Here is a 24,623-nt window from a genome sequence, read left to right as displayed (position 1 = left end):
GTTATGCTTTGTCCGATTCAATTAAAGTTAAGCTACCTTGGCACAAGTCTGTCAGTATGACTTTTTGTTCTGGCCAAGTACGTTCAATGACAGCAAGATCAATAATAATGTCGTCACTGTATGTTTTGTTGGTGATTTCTATGTCACTTTGTTCTAGCCAATATTCAACCTTACCTAACAAAGGATAGGTTATTTTTAGTTGAACAGGGCTACGTGGGTAAACACTTTCATAAATTGTTTGCGAAAGGGCTTCTTGCACCGCTTGACTGTAAGCCCTTACTAATCCGCCAGCCCCAAGTTTGATACCACCAAAAAAGCGCGTTACCACAACCGTTGTTTCGCCAAAATCGGAATGTTGTAAAACATTCAACATGGGCTTTCCAGCCGTTCCTTTTGGTTCACCATCATCACTTTGATCCCATAAATGCGCATTGTTTGGTGCACCAGCAATAAATGCCCAACAATTATGATTAGCATCTGGGTATTTGCTTTTCATTTCATCAATAAAGGCTTTAGCCGCAGCACGACCTTTTGTTCGGCTTACCGTTGTAAGGAACTGGCTGTTTTTTATTTCTAGATCAAAGCGTTGCGTGTGTGTTGGGCTTAGGTAGTAATCCATGTAAACTTGCTTAACGGTTGTTTTCTCTATAAAAAATAGCGAGTTTTAATTTATATGGCAGATTGGCTTTCACAATCAGTTTGGGTGTTATCGGGCTTTTGCATCGGCACGATTCTTATTTCTGGCGTTGCTGCCGCTATTGTACAGGCTATGCGTCGTCAGTGGCAGCAGGCAGAAGAAAAAATGCAGCAACAAAATGAGGAATTACTGCGTCTTTTGGAGCAATCGAAAGATCAAATTCATTATTTGGAGAAAGAGTCTCTGACGTTAGAGCAACAATTTGCCGCCGCGCAAAATGTATGGCAGGAAAAAGAAGCTTTTTATCGTGAGCAGAAAAAACAAAATGAGACAGAGTTTAAGCAACTAGCTCATGAAATTATGACCCAACAAGGTCAGCAGTTGGCGAAAGAAAACGAACGTCAACTTGGAACCTTGTTAACTCCTTTGGGTTCACAAATTCAGAAATTCCAAGAAAGCGTTGAAAAGAGTTATCAAGAGGAAGCTCGAGAACGCTTCTCCTTGGTAAAAGAGATTAAAGGCTTACAGCAACTTAACCAGAAAATTAGTGATGATGCGGTGAGTTTAACGCATGCGCTTAAAGGTCAAAACAAGTTACAAGGTGGTTGGGGCGAAGTGATTTTAGAGCGTATTTTAGAGCGCTCAGGATTGGAAAAAGGCCGTGAGTACCAAATTCAAACGTCTTATCAAACAGAAGAGGGTCGTCGTTTACAACCCGATGTTGTGATCCATCTTCCAGAAGGCAAGCAAATTATTGTTGATTCGAAAATGGTCTTAATCAGTTACCTTTCTTACATGGAAGCGGAAACGGATGAAGACAGAAACCGAGCGTTGAAACTGCATTTAGACGCGATACGCCGTCATATGAAAGATTTAAGTTCTAAGTCTTACTATGATTTACCCGGTGTGACCTCATTGGATTTTGTGCTTCTCTTTATTCCAATCGAAGCGGCGTTTGGCCTAGCGTTACAAGCGGATAACGGCTTGTTCAGCGAAGCCTTTGAGCACAATATTATTATTGTTGGACCATCGAATTTATTGGCGACATTGCGAACCATTCAGAATATTTGGCGAAATGAAAAACAGAGCCAAAACGCCATTGAAATCGCTCGCCAAGCAGGTGCCATGTACGACAAGTTTTCAGGCTTTGTTCAAGATATGGATGACATTGGCAATAAACTAGAAGCGGTAAGTCGCAGTCATGATTCGGCGCTGAAAAAGTTGACAGTAGGACGCGGTAATCTTGTGTCGCGAGCTGAGAAGCTCAAGCTGATGGGGGCAAAAACCAGTAAAGCTTTGCCAACAGAATATTTAAATGATGACTCTGCGGAAGAGTAAGGTAGGGTTTTGTTGAAGCGAAAATGAAAAAGCACCTTCTTGAATCATGTTGAATTGATCCATAAAGGTGCTTTTTTGTGGCGACTAACCAGCAACAGCGGCAATGCATTCCACTTCAACACGAGCGCCTAGAGCAAGGCCGCTACCAGCAAAAGCGCTTCGAGCTGGGTAGTTTTCAGAAAAATACTCTTTGTATACAGTATTAAAAACGCCCCATTCTTTTATATCTGCAAGCATTACTGTGCATTTTACGACATCACTCATGCTGTATCCGTGGTTTTCTAGGGACGCTTTAATATTATCCATGGTTTGAATGGATTCTGCTTTAATCCCGCCTGGAGCCAGCTTTCCAGTTTTGGAATCCAAGCCAATTTGCCCAGATAAATAGATGGTATTTCCTACTCTGACGCCTTCTGAAAAAGGGTATCCCTTAGATTTATAAAAGTCGTTGCTTAGAAATTCTATTTCTGAACTGGCAAGTGCTTGAGCGCTTAAAACGGACGAAAGTACGCCAACCGTTAGAATATTTAAAAGTTTCGCTTTCATTTGGATTCCCTCATTGTTGATGTCGTTTTATATAAGCAAGACTTATACCAGACACTTTTGAAGAAGAGCGTTACCAAAAGAGAAAGCCGATTTGTCCAACAATGAAAAGTGATTTAAATAGAAGGTACTTTAACTATTAAATTGCCATAAAACAGTGGCTGTTTGAATGTATTTTGCAGTTTGTAAATCCAACAAAATACCAGCCGTTAGTCGTTTTAAATCGGCTCCTTCGGGAGCTTTCTCAGAGTGAGCAATGATTTCTAGATTTAAATGGTTGTCCAAATAGTGTAATCGGGTGTTTGGAATATCCACATAGCTTGTATGTTGACGTAACAAGAAACCTAAGTCTGCCAATATTTGGTGGCGCGCTGGCAGTTTAAGCAAAGGTGGCTTTTCTGATGTGGATTCTTGGATAAAACTGTCTGTTTGGATTTTTTCATCCGTGTCTATGTGAACCATCACGTCTTCAACTTGAGAATGTGCTTGCTTAATGGTGTAAGCTACTAAATCACCAAGATAGTGGCCTTCACTGACACTGGCATGGCTAGGTACATGAATGTGCATGTCTAAATAAATTTTTCCCGCCATAGATCTGGCTCTCATATCATGAGGTGCCATGACGTGTTTTAAACTGTTAGCTGTCTCCTTGATTTGATCCATCAGTTTTGGGTCTGGTGCCGTATCGACTAATTCTGCGAGGTTTTCCCAAACCATGCTGATAGCCATTTTGCCAATTAATAAAGCCACCACGATGGAAGCAATCATATCAGCCCAAGTGTAGCCAAAATAAACGCCAATTAAGCCAATCAGTACTGCAATGGAAGACAGTGCATCGCTGCGGCTATGCCAAGCATTTGCAACGAGCATTTTGCTGCCAATTTGATCACCCGCTTTTTTCGTGTAATGAAAAATGGCTTCTTTTACTATGATGGTAAGCAATAGAGCGGCTAAGCCATACCAAGTAAATTGCGCTTGTACGCCGTCTGCTTGTGCTCCGATGGATTCATAAGCAATGCCAATGGCCACAATGATTAAAACCATGCCTAAAAAGACAGTAGTAAGCGTTTCAAAGCGAAGGTGGCCGTAAGGGTGATTCTCGTCAGGACCTTGGCGAGAATTAGCTGAAGCAAAGTATACAAATACGTCGGTAACTAAATCAGATAATGAGTGAATACCGTCAGCCATGAGAGCTTGAGACTGGGAAAAATAACCAGCAAAGATTTTAGCGAAGCCTAAAATGGCGTCCCAAATGGCACCAACGAGAGTTACGCGTTTTGCTATGTCTTGTTCTTGCTTAAGTTTTGACATTTATCCACTCAGTAATGCTAAAAAAGCTTAATGGCTCATAGTGTTTGTTGTGTAAGTATTGTGGTACTTAGGAGACATTACCGCTGTTATTGGCTTAGAGAATGTTCTCCCCAAGCTTATCCACGACATCTGTGGAAAAGCTTTCGGTCTCTTCTTAATCAGTCGATTTCAAACCACTGGCAATAAGAAGCAAAGAAATCTCTTATCGTTAGCGACATGATAGAAAAGTTTGCATCCATGTCGGACAAACCGCCGCCTTGAGAATCATTGAAAGCGGCTTCTTTTAGCGCATCATCAAACTTTATTTTACGCAATGTTAAGTCTTCATGAAGCACAAAACTCAGCTTGTCTGTCCAGCGAAGAGCCAGATTTTTAACCGCCATGCCTTGTTCTAGGTGGCGTGTCACGTCTTCTGATAATGGCTCTAATGCTTTAAATCGGATGGTAGCTTTATCTTCAGAAGCGTCTTGAATTTCACATTCAGCGCCTGTTTCTAAACTGGCCGGAACTTCGTTTTTAATGAGCCAGTCTGTCATCACAGAAGCAGGTGAAACTTGTGCTTGCAGTGGTGTCATTGGGAAACTGCCAAGAGTCGTTTGCAGGTGCTTGAAAAGCAGTTCAGTCATTCCAGCATTGGTGCTGTTGAGAACCAATATTTTTGCTTGTAAATCAATGTATGCCCAGATATCGGTGCGTTTTGAAAAAGCTTTTGGACGTAATGTGAAGACCAATTCGTCCTTCATATCTGATTGTTCTTTTCGGCCAACTTTTCGGCCTTCGATTAATTCGATTTCAGCAACTTTGGCTTCTAGTTCTTCTCGAACCACTGAACTTGGTAAGACTTTTTCTTCTTTGCCTGCACGGAATAATAGACAGCGATCACTGGCGAGACTCCATTGTTCGCTATTACGGATAAGAGGCATCCAGCCGAAAGAGAACTCATCTTGTGATCCACATTCTTTCAAAGGAAACTCTGGGATTTTTTTGATCAGTTCGTTTGTATCGAGTGATTCTGTGTCTTTTAATTGGAAGATCTGGGCATTCTTGAACCACATAGTTAGTCTCTCACGGCTTCTTTAAAGTGTTTACGGCAAACAGATAGATAGCGATCATTGCCGCCAATTTCTACTTGTGCGCCTTCCTTAACGGGAATTCCTTGCTCATTCATTCGGATAACCATTGTTGCTTTGCTGCCACAATGACATACGGTTTTTAATTCAATCAATTTATCAGACCAAGCGAGAAGAGCTTGGCTGCCTTCAAATAGTTCGCCTTGGAAATCGGTGCGAATACCAAATGCGAGAACAGGAATATGCAGGTTATCAACAATTTCGGACAAATCGTAAACCTGTTCTTTGCTTAAAAACTGAGCTTCATCGATAAGAATGCAACTGAGTGCATTGCTTTCGTTTCTACTCTTTACTAACTCAGGAATGTTGGTGCTTTTATCAAACAAGCTGGCTTCTGCAGAAATGCCAATTCGTGAGGCAATTTTGCCTGTTTCAAAACGGTCATCAATAGAAGCGGTTAATAATAAAACGTCCATGCCTCGCTCTTGGTAGTTATGAGCGGATTGCAATAACACAGTCGATTTTCCTGCGTTCATTGCAGAATAGTAATAGTACAGTTTAGCCATATTTGGTCTGTTTATTTCGGTTGCTTGATAAATTGGCTGGTTAGTATATCAAATCACTATTCTGCGTGGGATTTTTTCATGTCCAGCGCCTTGTTATTAGCGAAGTGCTGGATGCTCTTGATAGGCAATGTGTTTGCTTAGTCTTTTTTAGTGGATTTCATGGTTTTGTTTATTTGCTGAGTCAGCCATTCTGCGCGTTTGATTCCCTGTTTTTCACATAAGAAATCCAGATGTTCGAGGGTATTTTGATCAATGACTAATTCGAGTCTTTTTAGGCCTTGAGCTTTTTCTTTTTCTCGTTGCGCGCGTTTGTTAATTTTTAATTGCTCTTTTCGGCTTAGCATGTGAGTGCGAGGACGGCCAGGTGTTTTGCCAAATATGTCGATTGTGTTTCGATCTGAGGATGCTTTTGCCATGATTATATGAAATTCGTATAAATGAGAAGGGCGGTAGACTTTGTGGCAAATAGCGAAAAGCCACCTAATAGGGCTTTTCGCTATTGAGCTTACTTCTGTGCTGTTTTGTTTGCCGCTTGTTGTTCAGCCATTTGATTGGTTGCAATGAAATCAAGCAAGATTTCAGACGCTTCTTTTGCGTAAGTGTCTTCTTCAACAGGTTCAATATCATCGACCGATGTTAAGAGCTCTAAACCAAGCGCTTCACGTCGAGCGTTTTCACGGTCAAGTTCTCTTTGGGTGCTTTCTTCTCTTTGCTGAAGGCGAACACTTTCTTTCAACGATAAGTTTTTATAGATTTCGATTTGAGTTTTGAACTCATCAATCTGGTCATTTATCGCAATAAAGTTTGGATCTTCCGCCATTCTCGCTTGATGGCGAGGCTCTAAAATAGGCAAGTAAGCAGGAATATTCCAATAAACAGGGTAGCGTGTTTCATGGATTTTATCCCAAGGAAGAGGATTGTCTAAGGCGCTTTCACCCACTTCTTCCTTATCAATAAGGGAAGGGAATAATATGTCTGGCATGACGCCTTTATGCTGTGTGCTTTCTCCAGATATACGATAAAACTTGGCTTGTGTGGCTTTCAGTTGACCTTTGTCTACTTCCTGTAGAACTTGCACTGTGCCTTTACCAAATGTTTGGTCACCAAGAATCAGGGCGCGACCATAATCTTGCAGCGCACCAGCAACAATTTCGGAAGCAGAAGCACTCATGCGGTTAACTAAGACAGCCATAGGGCCGCTGTAAGTTATGCTTGGATCGGAATCACCTAAAGGCGTTACTCGGCCGCTTTGATCTCGTATTTGCACAACGGGGCCAGACGGTATGAATAACCCTGCAAGAGAGTTAGCTTCTTGTAATGAGCCACCGCCGTTGTTTCTCAGGTCAAGAATCAGCGCAACAATGTCTTCTTTGCGTAATTCTTCGATGAGCTTCTTGGTGTCTCTCGTTGAGCTTTTATAGTCTTTATCACCAGCTTGAATCGCTTCAAAGTCAGAATAAAAAGTTGGCAGACTAATGACGCCTACTTTGTAGGTTTCTCCATCACGCTCTACTTCAACTATTTCTTTCTGTGCGGATTGGTCTTCAAGCTTTACTTTTTTGCGCACAATGCTAATCAGTTTGCTGTTTTGTGTGTCGCCTTTGCTTGGTGTGACTTCAAGGATAACTGTGGTATCTCGTTCTCCTCGAATCATATCGACAACGTCATCAAGGCGCATGCCAACAACGTCAATCATTGGCTCGCCTTCTTGTCCGACAGCTACAATTCGGTCGTTAGGAGAAAGCTCACTTTGAGTTGCTGCTGGGCCACCAGGAACAAGTCTAACAACTTTGGTGTAGTCATCGTCCATTTGTAAAACAGCACCAATGCCCTCAAGTGACAAGCTCATATTAATATTGAACGTTTCTGATGCACGAGGCGCAAAGTAACTAGTGTGAGGATCTAAAGCTGCCGTTACAGAGTTAGCAAAGGTTTGAAAGATATCAACCGCGTTGGTTTGATCAACTTGTTTAAGCTGGTTCTTGTAGCGACGTTCAATGGTTGAGATGATTTTTTCTTCATCTTCTCCATTAAGCTTAAGAACCAAGGCACGGTTTTTAATGCGCTTGCGCCAGTAGTCATCAAGTTGCTCTTCTGTTTTTGCCCATTCTTGAGTTTCTGGGTCGCCATTTAACGTTTCGTCTATTTCATAATCGAAGCTTTTTACCATTTCTGGCAAGTTCTCTTGAAGATCAAGTAGGCGCTTTTCAAGACGTTTTAAGAAAAGATTATAGATGACGTAAGCGACTCTCGTGTCGCCGTTTCTTAGGGCATCATCGAAGCTGTATTTGTAGCGGGACAGAGTTTCTATGTCGTTTTTCAGGAAAAAACTTTTTGTTGGATCGAGTGAATCAATGTAGTAGTCAAAGGCTTTCGCTGAAATAGTATCATCGATCTGCGGTCTGTTATAATGAATGCTTTCTAGCATCTCAACGAGTTCTTTTGAGACTTGGTCATATTCATGAGGTGGTTGTAATTCCTCATAAGCAGACACAGAATTAGAAGCAAAGGCGTAGCCAGTTAAAAGGCAAAGCAAAAAGCGTTTATAATTCATCCAGTATGGGTTCTCTTTGTCTATTTAATACGTCATTAGTAAAATCATATTAGACACTGGGCTGGAAGGCTAGCCAAAGTGTTAAAAAGTCACTTTTTTACAGCATTTCGCTAAATAGGAATTTATGGAACATTTAACTTTTAATGATGAGTTATTGTCATTTTTACAAGCCTCTCCAACGCCGTTTCATGCAACTGACAGTATGCGTAGTGCTTTGTTATCAGAAGGCTTTGTTGAATTATTTGAAGAAGATGACTGGGTGATCGAAGAAGGTGGTCGCTATTTTGTTACTCGAAACGAGTCTTCGTTAGTTGCTTTTACAACACCGCAACTTAATTTCAGCCAAACTGGTTGGCGAATGGTGGGTGCTCACACTGACAGTCCTTGTTTGAAACTTAAGCCAAATGCACAAGTTGATCGCTTTGGTTACCACCAATTAGGTGTTGAAGTTTATGGTGGTGTGTTATTGCACACTTGGCTGGATCGCGATTTATCCATTGCTGGCCGCATTACACTGAAAACAAAATCAGGGGATATTGTGAGTCGTCTGGTTGATTTTAAAGAGCCAATTGCAGTAGTTCCTAACCTTGCTATTCATTTGAATCGAGGTGTGAACGATGGATTTTCAGTGAACCCACAAGAAGAAATTTTGCCTATTCTATGTGGTGCTGAAAACGAATTTGATCTTCATCAACTGCTGAAAAATCAATTGGAAAGTCAGTACCCGGAACTGGCTATTGATACTCTTTTGGATTTTGAATTGAGTCTATATGACACGCAACCTGCCGCTTTAGTTGGGTTACACAAAGAGTATATTTGCTCAGCACGTTTAGATAACTTATTGAGCTGTTTTGTCGGTTTGAAGGCCTTGTTGGCGGCACCAGATGTTCGTCCTAGTTTGCTGATTTGTACTGACCATGAAGAGATTGGTAGCTTGTCTGCATGCGGCGCCAATGGTCCATTTTTAGACGATGTTTTACGACGTTTGTCTCCAAACCCTGAGCAATATGTTCAAGCGATACAGCGCTCTATGTTGGTGTCTGCTGATAATGCCCACGCTTTGCACCCAAATTACGCGAATAAGCATGATAAACATCATGCTCCGGCTATTAATAAAGGTGCGGTAATAAAAGTAAATGCAAATCAGCGTTATGCGACGAACAGTGAAACGGCGAGTATTTATCGTGACGTCGCAGCGGAAGAAAATTATGACGTACAATGCTTTGTTGTGCGTAGCGATATGGCTTGCGGTAGTACGATTGGCCCGATTACTTCTGGTGAAATAGGTGTTCCGACCATTGACATTGGTTTGCCAACATTCGGGATGCATTCGATTCGTGAATTAGCTGGCAGCCATGATGCTTATGGTTTGTATAAAGTATTGGCTCGTTTTAATCAGCGTGACAAGTTGATTACACGTTGATTATTTGAGTTTTAGACATCAAAAAAGCCGCAGTAAAGAATAAGCTGATCATTCTGTACTGCGGCTTTTTTGTAGATAAAAAGTTAATTAGATTTTAACAACTAACCATTTATCCAATTCTTTGATTTTCTCTTCTGTCAGATCGCCTGTTGCTTCTAACAAGCTCAACTTAGTTAAGATAAAGTTATATCTGTATTGCTCATAAGTATTTTGAGCATCGTAAAGGTTTGATTGCGCATCTAGCAATTCGACTAGGTTACGTGTTCCTACATCGTAACCCGCTTTGGTTGCTTCCAAGGCGCTTGTACGAGAGCGAATCAATTGCTGCTGTGCTGAAATTTGAGCCACTGATGTTTGTAAATCCAAGTACAAACTACGGATGTTCAACTCGATTGCTTGTAAAGAGCTGGCTCTTTGTTCAATCGCAGATTCAGCTTCAGCCGATGCTTGACGAACTGATGCATTGATGGAACCACCACTGTAAAGCGGAACGCTAACGCCTAATGCGATAGAAGCCGCATTGGTTACGCCATCAAGGTAAGATGTCGATACAATATCGTAATCATTGTCTGTACGAGACAAAGACCCCGTGATCGCAACAGTTGGTGTGCGGCCGTTGGCTTTTTGGATACTGATATTGTTTTCTGCACTTTCAACAGAAAGGCTCAATATACGCAATTCTTTATTGTCACGACGAGCTTTTGAAATTAGAGAATCAACCGTCATATTTGGATCGACGCTAATCGGATAGTCTTTAGACAATTGTGGAATGCTCGTAAGCTCTTTACCTGTTCTTTGGTAAAGCGCTTTTTGTGCGTAGGAAACATCGGATCGAGCGCTAAGTTCTGTCACGCGTACCGCATCGTATTCTGCTTGAGCATCTTGTAGATCGGTTACAGACGCTAGACCCACCTCGTATTGCTTTTTCACTCTGTCTAACTGGCTTGCTGTACTTTTTACCAGTGCTTCAGTTGTTTGCAGTGAGGATTGTGCGATAAGTAAGTTGAAGTATTCGTTTAACGTGGTTAGAGCCAAATCTTCTTCGGAGTTACTGAAACTCACTCCTGCGCTTTCTGATCCTAACTCGACAGCATCAACAGCATAATCCAACGCAGGTGAGTAAATAGGGTAATCAAGTGATAAAGCCAGAGTATTAGATAGATCACCGTAAGCGACAGATGGGCTATCTACTTCATCGTATCCAAGTTCGGCACTAAAACTGATGCTCGGGTACAGGCTGCCTTTGGCAACTGAAACGCTTTCTCTTTGGGCTTTGTAAGTGGCTGCTGCGGCTCTTAAACCTGGGTCATTTTGTTTAGCAAGTTTGTATACTTCGTAAATGCTTTCTGCATGAAGTGTTGCACTGCTCAACGCAGTTGCTGCTATCAGTGATGGTATAATATGCTTTTTCATAGATCTCTGTGGGCTCGTAGTATGAAATATAGTTATAATAGTACCTCAAGTTTTTTACTTGCGGCAGTGCCGTTCTTGCTATATCTATTATGACTGTTGACCATATCATAACGGAATACTTTAAATAGGCTCTAATGTGGAAAATTAATGCAAGTAAAGCGCCGATTTAACCTATTCCACTTCTAATTGTTCAATTTTATTTTGTAGTGAAGAGTTTTCTCACTATTCGCTTCAATCTTTCCTGAAAGTTTTAAACTGTTTGCTGATGTTTGATTTACTTCATCGCCTTCAATAATTGTTAAAATACCATTGGTGCTTTGTCCAATAGAATAATTCCGCGCTTGATTCGAGTGATTAATGATGGTCGCTTCCCACGTTTGTATGCTGGGGTATTTTTTAGACGAAGCATTTATTAAAGTTAAATGACCTGTTAAATCTTGGCTTTTATTTGTAGTAATGCTTGTCGAGTGACCCGCTCTTACTGTTTCTAATGTCACTGTATTTGCAGGAATCAACAGCTTATCTTTTTTCCAAAATATCTTGTATTGTCCCGGTAAACCGTCTTGCTCAAATGTGAAGTTAATCTGATGCTCAAAGTTTAGCTTAATCTCTCCTGTGCTGTGGTTATGAGTATAAATATTAGCCACTTGTTTTTGGTTGCTTATTTTACTTTTACTGCTTGGTAAAGCGTAAAGCAGATTGGAATAAGGTGGCAATGTTAGGTTATTTGTCTTGAGAGGAAAGAGAATCTCGTTGTCCTGATAAGTGACAGCAGCCGGTGCAGAATCCATTGCTAAGCTCGCTCTCTCAACTTTCAAAAATTGTGGTGATTCTGTACGAGAATAATGCAGAATACTGTCTTCAAGTGTGATTTCTGAGTCAGAGCGATTCTGTAACATAGCTTGCTGAGATACTGAAACAGAGCCATCTTCTAGCACTAGGTTAAGTTGTGGCGACCATGAAAGTTGATTGCTCTGATAGCTGATAGGAAGCGTCGCGCTACTGGTGCCTTCTTTTTCTGAATCTTGCTCATTAGGAATCAAATAGAAATCACTTAAAGGCAAGGTGGTTAATTTGCCATTAATGCTGATAGAAAATGAAAGGGAATTTTGTTCCAGTTTCACCAGCCTTCCGGTGTAACTTAAATCTCTCTGTTTATGTTCAATTCTGACTTTTTTACCTATTTCATTCAGCCAATTTCCATATGCACCGGATTGAGGATAAATAATAGGCGAAAAGTTTTCTTGTAAAGGAAGTAATGTCCCTTCATTTGGCGTTAAGCTGATGGTCTGATTGTTTTCTATAATTTGGCTGTTATCTAATCCAATAACAGCGTTAATAGGAGCAGATAGCAAGGGTGATGCGACCAATAAACCAATAACTCCGAAATAAACTTGAGACTGTTTCATTAAATAGATTCCTTTTGTTTTGCTATCCACAACACTAATCATCGTGCTGAACCTTTCCACATGTTAACCTAATAATTCAACGAGACAATCAGTGAATCAAGAAAAGAAAAGGGTTTGGCGTGGATAAAAAATTACTCATTATTGACGGTATGAATTTGATTCGACGACTTTATGCAGCGTTGGATGCTGAGCCTGATTTGTCTCGTCGAGTTGAGCGAACACAAAGTATTGCGATTGATGCTTTAGCAAAACTGACGACTCAATTTAAGCCGTCATATGTGGTTGTGGTCTTTGACTCCAATGGAAAAACATGGCGACATGAAGTGTACCCAGAATACAAACTGGGGCGAGTGCCAATGGACGATCAATTATTAGAGTCTTTGTCAGAGTTCGCGAAGGTGTTTCGTTTTAACGGTTTACATTGCTTGAGATTAGATGGCTGGGAAGCAGATGACTTAATTGCCACCTTGGCGGTCAAAGCGTCTCAAAATCACATTAAGTCGTACATTGTCTCGACAGATAAAGGTTTTACTCAACTGTTAGGCGATGAGCAGATTTATCAATATGATTACTTTGCAAAGTTAGGTTATGACAAGGCTTGGGTTCCCGGAAAATATGGCGTAGAACCCGATCAGCTTGTTGATTACTGGGCACTGGTCGGTGACACAACCAACCGTATTCCAGGTGTGAAAGGCATTGGGCCAAAAACAGCCATGGGTATCATCGAAGATTTTCCGACAATAGAAGATATTTACGCCAATTTATCTTCTTTCCCAGAGCGAATTCAGAGCATGTTATCAGGCGGCCATGAGCAATGTCTTTTGTCCCGCTCTTTGGTGGCTCTCAAAACAGATGTCAATATTGGCGTTCGCCTCTCACAGCTTCGCTACCTTCTAAAAGCTACTGTATGAAAACTTCCTAAAATAACTTCTTAATGTTATTGATTGTGGTTTTTAAGGTTTCAAACTCAATATGAATCACATCAAAGAGCTGATTAATCACCCTTGTGGCTTCTTGAAAAAGTGTGTCTGGATTTTGTTGGCTTAACTGCGATTGTTTAATATCTCGCTTAATGTTTTGAGTGAAGTCAGTTAGGTGCTTATAAGTATCTGCTGGCAGTGGCCTTGTTAAGTTTTTACAGTGCTCTTCTATTTTTTCAATAGTGAATAAGAGTTGTAGTTTTTTATCTGGCGTCATTTCTTGCTTCGAAGCCACTTGAACAGACAAGGCTCTTATTTGGCCTAGAGATTCTGTAAGCTCTGGTAAGGTTTTAATAAGCTGTTGAGCTGGGCTTCGGACCTCAATATTGTGATTTGAGGTTAGGGAAAATTCGTCAGACATGTCCCATAGAGCGTCCAGTAAGCGAGCAATGATGCCGGAATGAATGCGGAAGCTTTCTGCGCTGTCTATCGCATTGTTATTGAGTAATCGTTGCCATTGTTTAAAAGGGTAGTGCGCGCTCAAATTCTCTGGGTACGAATGGTTTTTTTCGAACTTGAGTAAATCTGTATAACACTGGTCAATATTGGATTCTAGTGTGGTTAGCTTTTCTTTGAATTCCAGTTTTCCATTTAAAAAGCCAGAATGCATTCCTCTATGTTGTTGAGTTAATTTGATCAGCTCTATATAAACCGAAACGCCTAGAATGCCATGAATAGAGCGTTCTTTATCGGCTTTTTGAGACCAAATGAGTCGTCCTAAAGCCAAGGCAATAATGGTCAGGCAAGTAATAACAAACACACTAATTAGCATCATAATTCCATTTCCTTTTGCTCTAGGCGAGAAGATAACCACTCCATGTATTTCACCATGTCTTTTGTGTCTTTACTTGCTTGATTGTGCTGCTCGCTTACCATAACGATATTTTGTAAACGCTCGCACATCTTTGTGTTTTCACGACCAAACTCAGTAATAATTTGGGTTGAATGATCTATTTCTTCTTTCGTGGATTGTGCCGCCTTGTGAATGGAAACAAGCGACTCTGTCGCTGTATCAGACCCAGAGCTTGCACTGGTTGCGAGCTCAATTAGCTTTAAGCTGGTTTGCTCGGATGTTTTCACTTGTGAGGCAATAGAAGCGACTAAACGGCCAATATCTTGAGCGGCGTTATCTGTATTTTCTGCAAGCGATCTTACTTCATTGGCAACAACAGCAAAGCCTCGGCCTGCATCGCCGGCTCTGGCTGCTTCTATTGCCGCATTGAGTGACAGTAAGTTGATTTGTGAAGTTATCTGCTCAATTGTGCTAACAAAATCGCTGATGTCTTGTGCGGTTTGAATTAATTGAGTCATTTGTGTTTGGTTATGGGAAACACTGGTTTGTATGGCGTGTACTTGTTCTTTTAAATCTTCTAATGCGGTTTGTCCTTCTTCAGACTGTTGGCTTGTTAAATTTGCCATTTCCGATGTTAATTCAATTCTTGAAAGGATGTTCTTGATGGTTTCGCTCATCTCTTGGCTTGTTAAAACCAGTGCATCTAATGCTAGGTGTTCTTTTTGTGCACCTTCAGCAACAACATTTGACGAGTTTTGTAGCTCGGTTGCTGTGTAGCGAGTTTCTTGAGCGCAGCTTTGCAATAAATGTTCTTTCCTGTTCAGCGTTCTCAGTAGCGTATTTATATGATTAGCGAGTTTATTAAACTCTTGATCGTTGTAAGTTAAGTTTACAACATCGGTATTCTCGAAGTTTTTTAAATGTTGGGTGAGCTCATTTATACGGCGTCTGGTGAGTTCGCTGGATGACATAGCAAAATAGACGAGTAAAGCGGTTGCTAGTGAGATAGCTACTTCTGAGCGAACAAAGAAATCAGAAATAAAAACGGCTGAGATAGTCAGTGCACCTAAAAGTACGACAATGATTAGGCGTGCATAATAGGGCAGCGAGGCTATTAATATGGTTCCTGGCGTTAGTAGCATAGCGATTCCTTTAAATTATTAATTAGCACTCTTGCAGAGTTTAGTAAGGCTATTCGTGCTTAATATCTTTTTATATGTAACAACAGGGTTCAATAAAAATTAAATTAAGAGAGTCTTAGAAAAGGAAGTTATATGAACAGGCAATAGCTCCCTTTAGGCTCTTTAATTACAAAGAATCCTAATTTGGTACTACTGTAAAATCACAGCAGTGGGCGACGTTGCCTTGAATGAAGTTAACCGACGTTGGTGAACTCTTTATTACTATACAAAAAAAGTGCCAAGAACCGCTTTAGTTAACCGCATGAATTTCAAGTAAAAAAATGTAAAACACAGTTTTTTAATGCACCAAAATGACCTTTTCTTTCAATTGATTCCAAAATGGTGCGTATTAAAGGTGGTGCACAGTCCTTACTATTCTGTATTGATTTGACGATCTATCTCAAAATATTTCTAGAGACTCTTACCCATGAGCCGCGAGAGGCTTATAATGTCGCTATTTTAAGACAACAGACAAATGAGAGTGTTATGTCAGAAGTAAGAACACGTATTGCGCCGTCACCAACAGGCGATCCACATGTTGGAACCGCTTACATTGCCTTGTTTAATATGGCATTTGCCCGAAAAATGGGCGGTAAGTTTATTTTGCGTATCGAAGATACGGATCAAACTCGTAGTACACCAGAATCTGAAAAAATGATTCTAGATGCTTTGCGTTGGTTAGGGCTTGATTGGGCTGAAGGCCCAGACGTAGGTGGTGAATACGGGCCATATCGTCAAAGTGAGCGAGGCGATATTTACGCACAATATGCTCTTGAATTGATTGAAAAAGGTCATGCTTTTTATGCGTTTGAGACGCCAGAAGAGCTTGATAAAATGCGTATTGAACAGAAAGAACAAGGTCTGCCACAAAAGTACGACGGACGAGCATTAAAGCTAACACCAGAAGAAGTTCAGGCTAAGCTAGATGCTGGTACACCGTATGTTGTACGTATGAAAATCCCAGAAGAAGGAACGTGTGTCGTAGAAGATATGCTACGTGGCACGATTGAGATCGACTGGGCTCAAGTAGATATGCAAGTTTTACTGAAAGCGGATGGCATGCCGACTTATCACTTGGCAAATGTGGTTGATGATCATTTAATGAAAATTACCCATGTTATTCGTGGTGAAGAATGGATCAACTCTGCGCCTAAACACATCTTGCTTTATCAGTACTTTGGTTGGGACATGCCTACTTTATGTCATATGCCATTGCTGCGTAACCCAGATAAATCCAAACTGTCTAAGCGTAAAAACCCAACCAGTATTCTTTACTATCAGCGTATGGGTTACATGGCAGAAGCGGTTATTAACTACCTTGGCCGTATGGGCTGGTCTATGCCAGATGAGCGCGAGAAGTTCTCTTTAGATGAAATGGTTGAGAATTTTGATATTCAGCGTGTGTCATTGGGTGGGCCGATTTTCGATGTAGAAAAACTGAGCTGGCTAAATGGCACTTGGATTCGAGAAAATCTGACTCCGGAAGCGTTTGCTCAAAAATACGTTGAATGGGCATTGAATCCTGAATACTTGATGAAGATTCTGCCTCTTGTTATTCCGCGTGTTGAGACCTTTTCTGATGTTGCGGATGTTGCAGGATTCTTCTTGAAAGGTATGCTGCCAATCACAAAAGAAGACTTCGCCTCTGTGAAAATGGAAGAAGAAACACTTCGTAAGGCGATGCAATTTGCGTTGTGGCGCTTGGAAGCGTTAAGTAAGTGGGAAAAAGACGAAATTTTCAACGAAATGAAAACGCTTGCGCAAACGTTAGAGATTAAACCAAAAGATTTCTTTGCTCCTTTGTTTGTTGCGATTTCAGGAACGACAGCGTCTGTTTCTGTATTCGATTCTATGGCTATTCTTGGTTCTGATATTTCTCGCGCGCGTATGCGTACTGCGGTAAATGTTTTAGGTGGACCTTCTAAGAAAGAAGCAAAACGTTGGGAAAAAGAGTTCGCAGCTCTTTAAACTCATGGTGTTTTGAAAACAAAAAATCGGCCTATTGGCCGATTTTTTTGTTTCTAGGACTTTGCTATCCACTATTGATGAGTAATGATTACTTTGTAGTGAATAGGCTGGTTTTCTTATCTAAGTTTGCTACCTGACTGTGAATATCGCTGGTATTTCCTTCGATACTGTTGATGTAGTTATTATCTCGCTGAAGTTGTTGAGCTATCTTGTCCATTTCCTCACTCATATGAATAGCCGTTTTAGCCACTTCTTGAATAGAGCGAGCCATATCAATAGAAGAGGATGAGCTTGTTTGAGCATTTAATTCAATTTCACGAATAGCAGATTCCGCTTTTTCGCTGAACTCTTCAATCGCATGCAAACTTTCTTGGCCGTTGTGCATGGTTTCAATTGCCGCTTGGGTTGATGATTGAATCGTGCTGACGATGTCCGTGATCTTCGCGGTCGCATCGACAGTTTTCTCTGCTAAAGATCGAACTTCATCCGCTACGACTGAGAAACCTCGGCCGGCTTCGCCTGCTCTTGCGGCTTCAATCGCAGCATTTAGAGCAAGGAGGTTGGTTTGATTAGCCAAGTCGTTAATCATGCTGATGACACTATCAATGTCTTTTGATAGCTGCCCCAATTCATTTAACTGCTTGCTGGTGGTGTTCACAACATCAATTGTACTGGAAAGATTAGACAAAGCGCCTTTAATGGTCTCTGAACCAACTTTGGCAGATTCATAAGTGTTTTGCGATTGCTTGCTTAAGTCTTCCGTTGTGTTAGATATGCTGGAAATAGTAGTTGATATTTCTTCCGTTGCCGTCGCTAGGGAGTTGGTTTGTTCGCTAACTGAACGGTTGCTGTGTGCTATGTTGGTCACAGATGTATTGAGTTCAGTAACCATGTTGTTGACCCCTTGAGTGGTGTCGACAACTTCTCCAATGACCGAACGAAGGCCAGTGGTCATTTCATTGACTGAACGGCATAGGGAATCGAATTCATCATTACGTTTGTGATTAACATGCAGGCGAGCAGTTAAGTCGCCATCTTTTACTTTAATGAGGTCTGTAATAATTTGAGAAAGAGTGTTTTTAACATTGCGCCCAATCCCAACAACCATTAAAGCGGACAAAATAGCCACAATAGCACTGACAACGATAAGTCCAAATCTGGCTTGTGTTGCACTTGCTTTAGCTTCTTCACGAGCTTGTTTAACCACATTCTGCATGTAGTCAACGGTGTCTTTACGAGTCGCATTGAATGCTGCCCTGACACTTAAAAAGGATGATTGTAGGTCGTTAAGCTTCTGGCTTTCTTTATCAAAGTTAGTGATGGACGAAAAGTACGTGTCTAAGTCCGCGCCAAATTGCTCTAATAACCCAAAAGTGCTTACTCTTTCATGGAATTTTTCATACCTTTCCATGAAGATTTGTTTGTTCTCAGCAGAAGGTTCAAATATAAAAATGTTCTCCGCTTCACGTACTGGTAAGAATTCTTGTTTGATTAAGCTAAGGAAGGACACGAGAGAAAGTGTGCTTTCTCCGAGTGTCGTTACCTCAGCTTTTAAACCAGAAGAAGAACTGAAGCCTACTTTTTGTCTTTGATTGATAACGAGTGTGAGTGCATCGTGATATTGGTTTAAAGCTTCAGTGATGTTTTGCAGGTTCTTTTGTGTTTCCGTGTCGTCGATTAGTTGAATATCAGACGAGAGTGTATTTACTGACTTTTGGTAGTTTGTGTGCATTTGCTCCATAAAACCGGAATAGGTTTGGTCGTTTATGGCCGACAGCGATTCGTATTCATCCATGAGTGCAAGAACAAGAGAGGATAGATTTTTATCTACACTGGTAAGTTGTTCGAATTTTTCGGAGGAGGATTCTTGTGTTTTTAAGCCTTGTAATGACACTGTTGTCACTATTAGGCAACCAAGAATACTGGTTAAAAGTAGGTATAGGAGTTTTGTGCGAAAACTGATATTAGCTAACATATTGTTATCCCTATAGTAGAGCTTTATTTTTGTTATAATTTATTAAAGCATCTAAATATAGAGATAAGCAATCTGTTCTGATTTATTTTAGAGGGTATTTGTATTCCAATGTTTTCTTTAATTTATCGAATAACAAAGACGCTGGTTTTCTTATCCAAGTTGTCTGTTTGGTTGTAAATGTCTCTAGTGTTTCCTTCAATGCTATTAATGTAGCCATTATCACGTTGAAGTTGTTGAGCAATCTTGTCCATTTCCTCACTCATATGGATGGCTGTTTTAGCTACCTCTTGAATAGAGCGAGCCATATCAATAGAAGAGGATGAGCTGGTTTGGGCGTTCAGCTCAATTTCACGAATGGCAGCCTCTGCTTTCTCACTAAATTCTTCAATGGCGTGTAAGCTTTCTTGTCCATTATGCATGGTTTCGATCGCAGCCTGAGTTGATGATTGAATCGTACCAACGATATCTGTGATTTTTGCGGTCGCATCCACTGTTTTCTCTGCCAAAGAGCGCACTTCGTCTGCTACAACCGAAAAGCCTCGACCAGCTTCACCTGCTCGTGCGGCTTCTATTGCGGCGTTAAGCGCGAGTAGGTTAGTTTGATTGGCTAAGTCATTGATCATGCTGATGACGCTATCAATGTCTTTCGATAATTGCCCCAGCTCATTGAGCTGTTTGCTGGTTGTGTTTACCACATCAATCGTACTTGAAAGGTTAGATAAAGCACCTTTAATCGTGTTTGAACCAACTTTTGCAGATTCATAAGTGTTTTGAGACTGCTTGCTTAGGTCTTCTGTTGTATCGGAGATACTTGAAATTGTTGTAGATATCTCTTCTGTTGCTGTGGCCAAGGAGTTCGTTTGTTCACTGACCGAGCGATTGCTTTGCGCTATGTTGGTCACCGACGTATTTAGCTCGGTGACCATATTATTAACGCCTTGAGTGGTATCGACCACTTCGCCAATAACTGAGCCTAGTCCTTTTGTCATTTCGTTGACTGAGCTACAAAGGGAGTCGAATTCATCGTTACGTTTATTGTTTACATAGAGTTGAGCGGTTAGGTCGCCGTCTTTAATTTTGTTTAAGTCTTTGATGATTTGGTTAAGTGTTTTCTTAACGCTGTTGCCAATACTGACCATGATCAAAGAAGCTAAAATTGCCACAATAATGCTGACAATAATCAGGCTAGCGCTGGCTTGCTGAGAACTGCTTAAAGCTTGTTGGCGCGCCTCAATAACGGCTGTTTGCATATGTTCTACAGCAATGGCACGAGTTTCATTGAAGTGAGCCTTCTTTTCATCAAAGGAAGATTGTAGGGCAATGAGCTGCTGGTACTCCTCATCAAATTGCTCTACTGAAGCAAGGTATGTTTGGATAACATCGCCAAAGCGCTCAGCCAGTCCAAAACTTTCCACTGTATTGTAAAAAGCCTCATAGGCAGATAGGAAGATTTGTTTGTTTTCTGGTGTTGTTTCAAAAGTGAAATTATTTGCCGCTTCACGTGCAGGTACGAATTCGTCTTTTACTAAGCTGAGGAATGAAATTTCACTAAGAACTTTTTCCCCTAACTCTGAAATATTTGCTTTCAGACCTGATGCGGCATTAAAACCGATTTTTTGTCTTTGATTCACTAACAAAATGAAGGCTTCATTGTATTGATTTACGGAAGCGATAATGTCGTTTAAATTTTTCTGAATAGTCTGGTCTGTCACTAAGCCCAAATCAGATTGAAGTATCTCAATGGATTCTTTGTGAGTAGTGTCTAACCTTTCTAGGAAATCGTTGTAATTTGAATCGTCTAATCCTGATAATGACTCATATTCCTCCATCATAGTTATAACAAGAGAGGCTAGATTTTTATCAACAGTAGTTAAACGTTCATATTTGGAAGAGGAGGTTTCTTGAACTTTTAGGCCTTGTAACGCGACAAGTGTCACGAGAATAAAGCCAAGAATAGCAGCTATAAGTAGAGATAGAAGTTTGGTACGAAAACTCAGATTAGCTAACATTTTTCACCCTTTCTTAATGATACGCAGAATATCAATTTGCTTACTAGGTAAGCTTTTGTGGCGTATTTTTTGTGTTCCCTAACAACGACTATTCATAAATATTATGAAATAGTCGTTTTCATTCTATTTCTACTAGAACCTATTTTGCAATTTATTGATAGAAAAATAAGATGATAAAAATTCAAGAATTTTATTTAGGTGCTTTTAATGAAAGGTTAAAAGTCGTGAGGACTCAACCAAATGTCTTGCTGTCTATTACCAAGATAATGGATTTCTCCGGAATAGCGGGCAATACCACTTGAGCTAAATTCGAACTTATAACTTCGTTTGATCTTGATTTGACCTTGATGCCATACAGGCTTCCATTTTATGCCAGCAACGCTGCCATCTAAAAGTTGAAGATTGAGAGATTGGCAATGCTTTTTAGCTCTGAGGAGAGCTTGCTCTCTAATTGAAATGTTACGCCACCATGCATACACGCATAGTCCAAAAAAGAGAAAAATAACGATATCGGAGAGTTGAATGTTCATGCTGCCAATTATCTATAGTGGAATTAATGACATCATAACGAATAGTGACTGAGAAAAGAAATACGTGACTACCTCCAAGCAGGAGAGAAAGGAGAGGTAGTCACGTTCTTCACGCATTGCAGAGCAACTTACATATATTATCTCATTGAAAGAAAGCTAAATTTGGCATTCGGGGCAGCGAATGTATGGGTCCAAATTTGAGTCGTTTGCTTAAATTCTATGGCCAGTCAGGGTGATAATTTATGCAGCTTCTACAGCTCTCTCTGCGTAAAGTTGGATAACCCACTGTTCGATACGTTCGTCAGTGAGTTCAAACTGTTGATCTTCGTCTATGGCTAAACCAATGAAGTGGCTCTTGTCATGGACACATGCTCTTGATGCTTCAAACTCATACCCTTCAGTTGACCATTGGCCAATAAAAGTGGCATTTGTTGGTAATAGTTTCTCGTATAACCAACCAACTGCATCAACGAAGTAATCACCGTATCCGAATTGATCTCCTAATCCGTAAAGGGCAATTGTTGTATTTTCCAAAGCTAGTTCGCCTAAGCTGTCGCCGATGTCTTCCCAATCAGATTGGATTCCACCAAAGTCCCAAGTAGGGATACCCAAAATGAGAGTAGAGTATTGCTCTAATGTGCTAAGTTCGATGTCTTTGATATTGAAAATATCAACACTTTCCCCTAACTCTTCCCATTGTTTTGCGATCTTATGACCAACTTCTTCGGTATTGTTTGTATCAGTGCCGTAAATAAGGGCTATAGATGATTGAGCCATGTTGTACGTGTATTCCTGTAATCTAATGAATTTGTCCGTATTGGTGACTGCTGACACCAAAATGCTGAATAAAAGCGGCTTCGAACTGTGCTTCTGAGAAACCACTTTGAGCGACAATATTACCTTTTTCTGTTGGGTTTTGCCTCAGTTTTGCTGCAGCAAACTTGATTCGACTACTTTGCCAGTAACTATCTAGTGGTTGTCCGACAATAAGATAGAAGCCAATCGCAAGTGCTTCAGTGTTTAATCCAACACGTTGTGCTAAGTGTTTTAGGTCCAATGCTTCATGCTCTAGCGCTTCAATTAAGTTCTGCGCTTGAAAAAGTTTTCTTTGGCAGCTTTCGCATTCGGATAAGTGATTTAGCATTTGTAGCTGCTCAATCAAGTTAAAAATAACAGCATAAACCTGACCCGCTAAACTAATAGAGTGTCCGTTATGAGAAAAAATAGGTTGGCTGATATTGGCCATTTTTTCTGTAAAAGGAAGTTGAATGACACCGTTATCGTTTCCTAACTTTTCTTTCATCAAAGAGAAATGCTGAATAACGTGATCTTCTGTTTCTCCAAGAACCGAAGCCAGATGACTCGGAGTAATACGTATTTGTAGCAAACTCAACTGATCATCTTTCTTCATGGCCAAACTTCCATGAAGGTTTTTTGGTTGATACGAAATCTGAACCGATTGAATGTCTTGTATGCTGTTTATAGGGCCTGTTCCTAGAAATGAGAAATAAAGGCCTGCTTGAGCTTCTTCTTCAATGACGATGTCGGTGCTGCTATGCAAATGCTGATTGAGTAATTGTAGGTTAGGTAAAAGGGCGCTCAGGTACTTATGGCCAGTTAAGCTAGCTGCCATTTCCGCTTTCACCTTTCCTTTACTGTCATACAAATCATGCATGTTTAACTGCATTGCATGTCACCTCTAATCTGATAATGGTTATCATTAAAAACATTTTTTAAGAGTAATGCAAGTGATTCTCATTAGAAAAACAAAAAACTTACTTTTATCAAACATAGAGCAAGTAATGAGGAGCTAACCGCAGGTGGTTAGCTGCGGTCTCTAAATAGATGTTGGGTGTTTAAATAGAAAAAGAGTTGAGAGGAAGACCCGAAGGGCGTGGGTTAAACACTTTTTATTCTTTGTTAAGCTTCTTGCCAATATGTTCATATTGGACTTGTTCGTACTTTCCCTAGATTAGGTTGAAGCTTCTTAACAGTGTGACACCAATGCTGGTTGTGATCAGAGAGGCGATTGTTGTGATAACAATGATGTTGGCAGCCAGTGCAGAGTTTCCATTCATAGCACGAACCATGATGTAACTTGCTGATGCAGTAGGAGCAGAAGACATAAGGAAGAGGACACCTAGCTCCATTCCACGATAGCCTAATAAATATCCCCCAAAAGTTAAAATAATAGGGATAAAAATCAGCTTGCCGACAGACGCAAGTAAAGAGCCAAACAGTCCATTTTTTAATGAGCTAAAACTCAATGACGCACCTGCGCACAGCAGAGCTAAAGGCAATGTCATTTGCGCAAAGTAATCCCCCGCTTTATAAACAGTAGCGGGTAGTTTTAAGCCTGTTATAGAAGTGACGAACGCTGCGAGAATGGCCAATATTAGAGGGTTTTTAGCAATACCTTTTAGTATGCCAAAAGCATTGATATTGCCGCCTAAGCCACGGCTCAAACCAATGACAGACAATATGTTGAACAAAACAGTAACACCGCCTAAGTAGACAGATGCCACAGCATAAACATCATTGCCGTATGCATTCACGCAATAGGCTAGACCAATAATGCCCATGTTGGAGCGAAAAGCCCCTTGAATTAACACCGCTCTTTCTGCTTTATCCTCCACCCAAAATTTCATTAACACTTCAAGTATTAGATAGGTGGCTACAACGGCAGCCATAGCATAAATAACTAATGAAAAATCAGTTTCACTTGAGACATTAGTTCGAGAAATACTTATGAAAAGTAATGCTGGAAGGGTGACGTTAAACACCAATTTAGAAGCTGTATCAATGAAGTTGTCATTGATGAGTTTCACCTTGTACAAAACAATCCCTAACCCCAATATGAGAAAAATTGGCATGGTTATAGAAAAGGAAAATGCGAGTACATTTAAAAAATTGTTCACGTCAG

At 40.6% G+C, this 24,623-nt stretch carries 21 protein-coding genes; 4 read left to right on the top strand and 17 right to left on the bottom strand.

The window, feature by feature from the left end:
* Position 1 precedes the first annotated feature (1 nt).
* Positions 2-619 (bottom strand): YigZ family protein, encoded by a 618-nt coding sequence (locus ACMUMQ_RS00775; protein WP_414680151.1) that lies wholly within the window; start codon positions 617-619, stop codon positions 2-4.
* 54 nt (positions 620-673) lie between these two features.
* On the opposite strand from ACMUMQ_RS00775, the gene ACMUMQ_RS00770 reads away from it, so the two are divergent.
* Entirely contained in the window at positions 674-1,975 is a 1,302-nt protein-coding gene (locus tag ACMUMQ_RS00770; protein WP_414680150.1) for a DNA recombination protein RmuC, read from the top strand.
* Positions 1,976-2,059: 84 nt separating this feature from the next.
* Here ACMUMQ_RS00770 and ACMUMQ_RS00765 read toward each other — a convergent pair whose 3' ends face one another.
* The 6 genes from ACMUMQ_RS00765 to ACMUMQ_RS00740 all read right to left on the bottom strand — a co-directional run bounded on the left by ACMUMQ_RS00765 (position 2,060) and on the right by ACMUMQ_RS00740 (position 8,019).
* Positions 2,060-2,521 (bottom strand): RidA family protein, encoded by a 462-nt coding sequence (locus ACMUMQ_RS00765; RefSeq protein WP_414680149.1) that lies wholly within the window; start codon positions 2,519-2,521, stop codon positions 2,060-2,062.
* A 129-nt stretch (positions 2,522-2,650) separates the two neighbouring features.
* Positions 2,651-3,829: a cation diffusion facilitator family transporter gene (locus tag ACMUMQ_RS00760; RefSeq protein WP_414680148.1), complete on the bottom strand. Its 1,179-nt coding sequence runs from the start codon at positions 3,827-3,829 to the stop codon at positions 2,651-2,653.
* Positions 3,830-3,987: 158 nt separating this feature from the next.
* Complete coding sequence (locus ACMUMQ_RS00755; RefSeq protein ID WP_414680147.1) at positions 3,988-4,884, bottom strand: recombination-associated protein RdgC; 897 nt, start codon at positions 4,882-4,884, stop codon at positions 3,988-3,990.
* Between the two features lie 2 nt (positions 4,885-4,886).
* A complete protein-coding gene (locus tag ACMUMQ_RS00750) occupies positions 4,887-5,465 on the bottom strand; it encodes a thymidine kinase (protein ID WP_414680146.1) in 579 nt (192 codons plus the stop codon).
* A 137-nt stretch (positions 5,466-5,602) separates the two neighbouring features.
* Positions 5,603-5,881 (bottom strand): LexA regulated protein, encoded by a 279-nt coding sequence (gene ybfE, locus ACMUMQ_RS00745; protein ID WP_414680145.1) that lies wholly within the window; start codon positions 5,879-5,881, stop codon positions 5,603-5,605.
* 89 nt (positions 5,882-5,970) lie between these two features.
* Entirely contained in the window at positions 5,971-8,019 is a 2,049-nt protein-coding gene (locus ACMUMQ_RS00740; RefSeq protein WP_414680144.1) for a carboxy terminal-processing peptidase, read from the bottom strand.
* Between the two features lie 124 nt (positions 8,020-8,143).
* Between ACMUMQ_RS00740 and ACMUMQ_RS00735 the strand changes: the two genes are divergently transcribed.
* A complete protein-coding gene (locus ACMUMQ_RS00735; RefSeq protein WP_414680143.1) occupies positions 8,144-9,442 on the top strand; it encodes a M18 family aminopeptidase in 1,299 nt (432 codons plus the stop codon).
* 87 nt (positions 9,443-9,529) lie between these two features.
* Here the strand turns inward: ACMUMQ_RS00735 and ACMUMQ_RS00730 are convergent, their stop codons facing one another.
* Both ACMUMQ_RS00730 and ACMUMQ_RS00725 read right to left on the bottom strand, forming a co-directional pair.
* Complete coding sequence (locus ACMUMQ_RS00730) at positions 9,530-10,855, bottom strand: TolC family outer membrane protein (RefSeq protein ID WP_414680142.1); 1,326 nt, start codon at positions 10,853-10,855, stop codon at positions 9,530-9,532.
* Between the two features lie 182 nt (positions 10,856-11,037).
* Positions 11,038-12,306 carry a hypothetical protein gene (locus ACMUMQ_RS00725; RefSeq protein WP_414680141.1) on the bottom strand — a complete coding sequence of 423 codons (1,269 nt, stop codon included), beginning with the start codon at positions 12,304-12,306 and terminating at the stop codon, positions 11,038-11,040.
* Positions 12,307-12,383: 77 nt separating this feature from the next.
* Here ACMUMQ_RS00725 and xni point away from each other — a divergent pair, with 77 nt between their 5' ends.
* Positions 12,384-13,175 carry a flap endonuclease Xni gene (gene xni / locus ACMUMQ_RS00720; protein WP_414680140.1) on the top strand — a complete coding sequence of 264 codons (792 nt, stop codon included), beginning with the start codon at positions 12,384-12,386 and terminating at the stop codon, positions 13,173-13,175.
* Positions 13,176-13,182: 7 nt separating this feature from the next.
* Here xni and ACMUMQ_RS00715 read toward each other — a convergent pair whose 3' ends face one another.
* Positions 13,183-14,019, bottom strand: coding sequence for a nitrate- and nitrite sensing domain-containing protein (locus ACMUMQ_RS00715; protein ID WP_414680139.1), 837 nt, complete (start codon positions 14,017-14,019; stop codon positions 13,183-13,185).
* Positions 14,016-15,179 carry a methyl-accepting chemotaxis protein gene (locus ACMUMQ_RS00710; RefSeq protein ID WP_414680138.1) on the bottom strand — a complete coding sequence of 388 codons (1,164 nt, stop codon included), beginning with the start codon at positions 15,177-15,179 and terminating at the stop codon, positions 14,016-14,018. The genes ACMUMQ_RS00715 and ACMUMQ_RS00710 overlap by 4 nt, the downstream gene beginning before the upstream one ends.
* 525 nt (positions 15,180-15,704) lie before the next feature.
* Here ACMUMQ_RS00710 and gltX point away from each other — a divergent pair.
* Positions 15,705-17,186, top strand: a complete 1,482-nt coding sequence (gene gltX, locus ACMUMQ_RS00705; RefSeq protein WP_414680137.1) for a glutamate--tRNA ligase — start codon at positions 15,705-15,707, stop codon at positions 17,184-17,186.
* A gap of 88 nt (positions 17,187-17,274) precedes the next feature.
* Here gltX and ACMUMQ_RS00700 read toward each other — a convergent pair whose 3' ends face one another.
* The 6 genes from ACMUMQ_RS00700 to ACMUMQ_RS00675 form a co-directional block, all read right to left on the bottom strand.
* Entirely contained in the window at positions 17,275-19,161 is a 1,887-nt protein-coding gene (locus ACMUMQ_RS00700; RefSeq protein WP_414680136.1) for a methyl-accepting chemotaxis protein, read from the bottom strand.
* A gap of 122 nt (positions 19,162-19,283) precedes the next feature.
* On the bottom strand, positions 19,284-21,170 hold the full coding sequence (locus tag ACMUMQ_RS00695; RefSeq protein ID WP_414680135.1) for a methyl-accepting chemotaxis protein: 1,887 nt from the start codon (positions 21,168-21,170) through the stop codon (positions 19,284-19,286).
* 215 nt (positions 21,171-21,385) lie between these two features.
* The gene (locus ACMUMQ_RS00690) at positions 21,386-21,700 is read right to left on the bottom strand and encodes a DUF3301 domain-containing protein (protein WP_414680134.1); all 315 of its coding nucleotides are present in this window, start codon (positions 21,698-21,700) and stop codon (positions 21,386-21,388) included.
* Between the two features lie 240 nt (positions 21,701-21,940).
* Positions 21,941-22,477, bottom strand: a complete 537-nt coding sequence (locus tag ACMUMQ_RS00685; protein ID WP_414680133.1) for a flavodoxin — start codon at positions 22,475-22,477, stop codon at positions 21,941-21,943.
* Positions 22,478-22,499: 22 nt separating this feature from the next.
* Positions 22,500-23,387: a helix-turn-helix domain-containing protein gene (locus ACMUMQ_RS00680; protein WP_414680132.1), complete on the bottom strand. Its 888-nt coding sequence runs from the start codon at positions 23,385-23,387 to the stop codon at positions 22,500-22,502.
* A gap of 280 nt (positions 23,388-23,667) precedes the next feature.
* Positions 23,668-24,618: an AEC family transporter gene (locus ACMUMQ_RS00675; RefSeq protein ID WP_414680131.1), complete on the bottom strand. Its 951-nt coding sequence runs from the start codon at positions 24,616-24,618 to the stop codon at positions 23,668-23,670.
* Between the last annotated feature and the right edge of the window lie 5 nt (positions 24,619-24,623).

Origin of the sequence: Marinomonas algae, assembly GCF_047525555.1 — a bacterium.
In the GTDB taxonomy this organism is placed as follows: Bacteria; Pseudomonadota; Gammaproteobacteria; order Pseudomonadales; family Marinomonadaceae; genus Marinomonas.
Note: the sequence above shows the minus strand (reverse complement) of the source record. Positions and strands in the feature narration are given on the sequence as shown.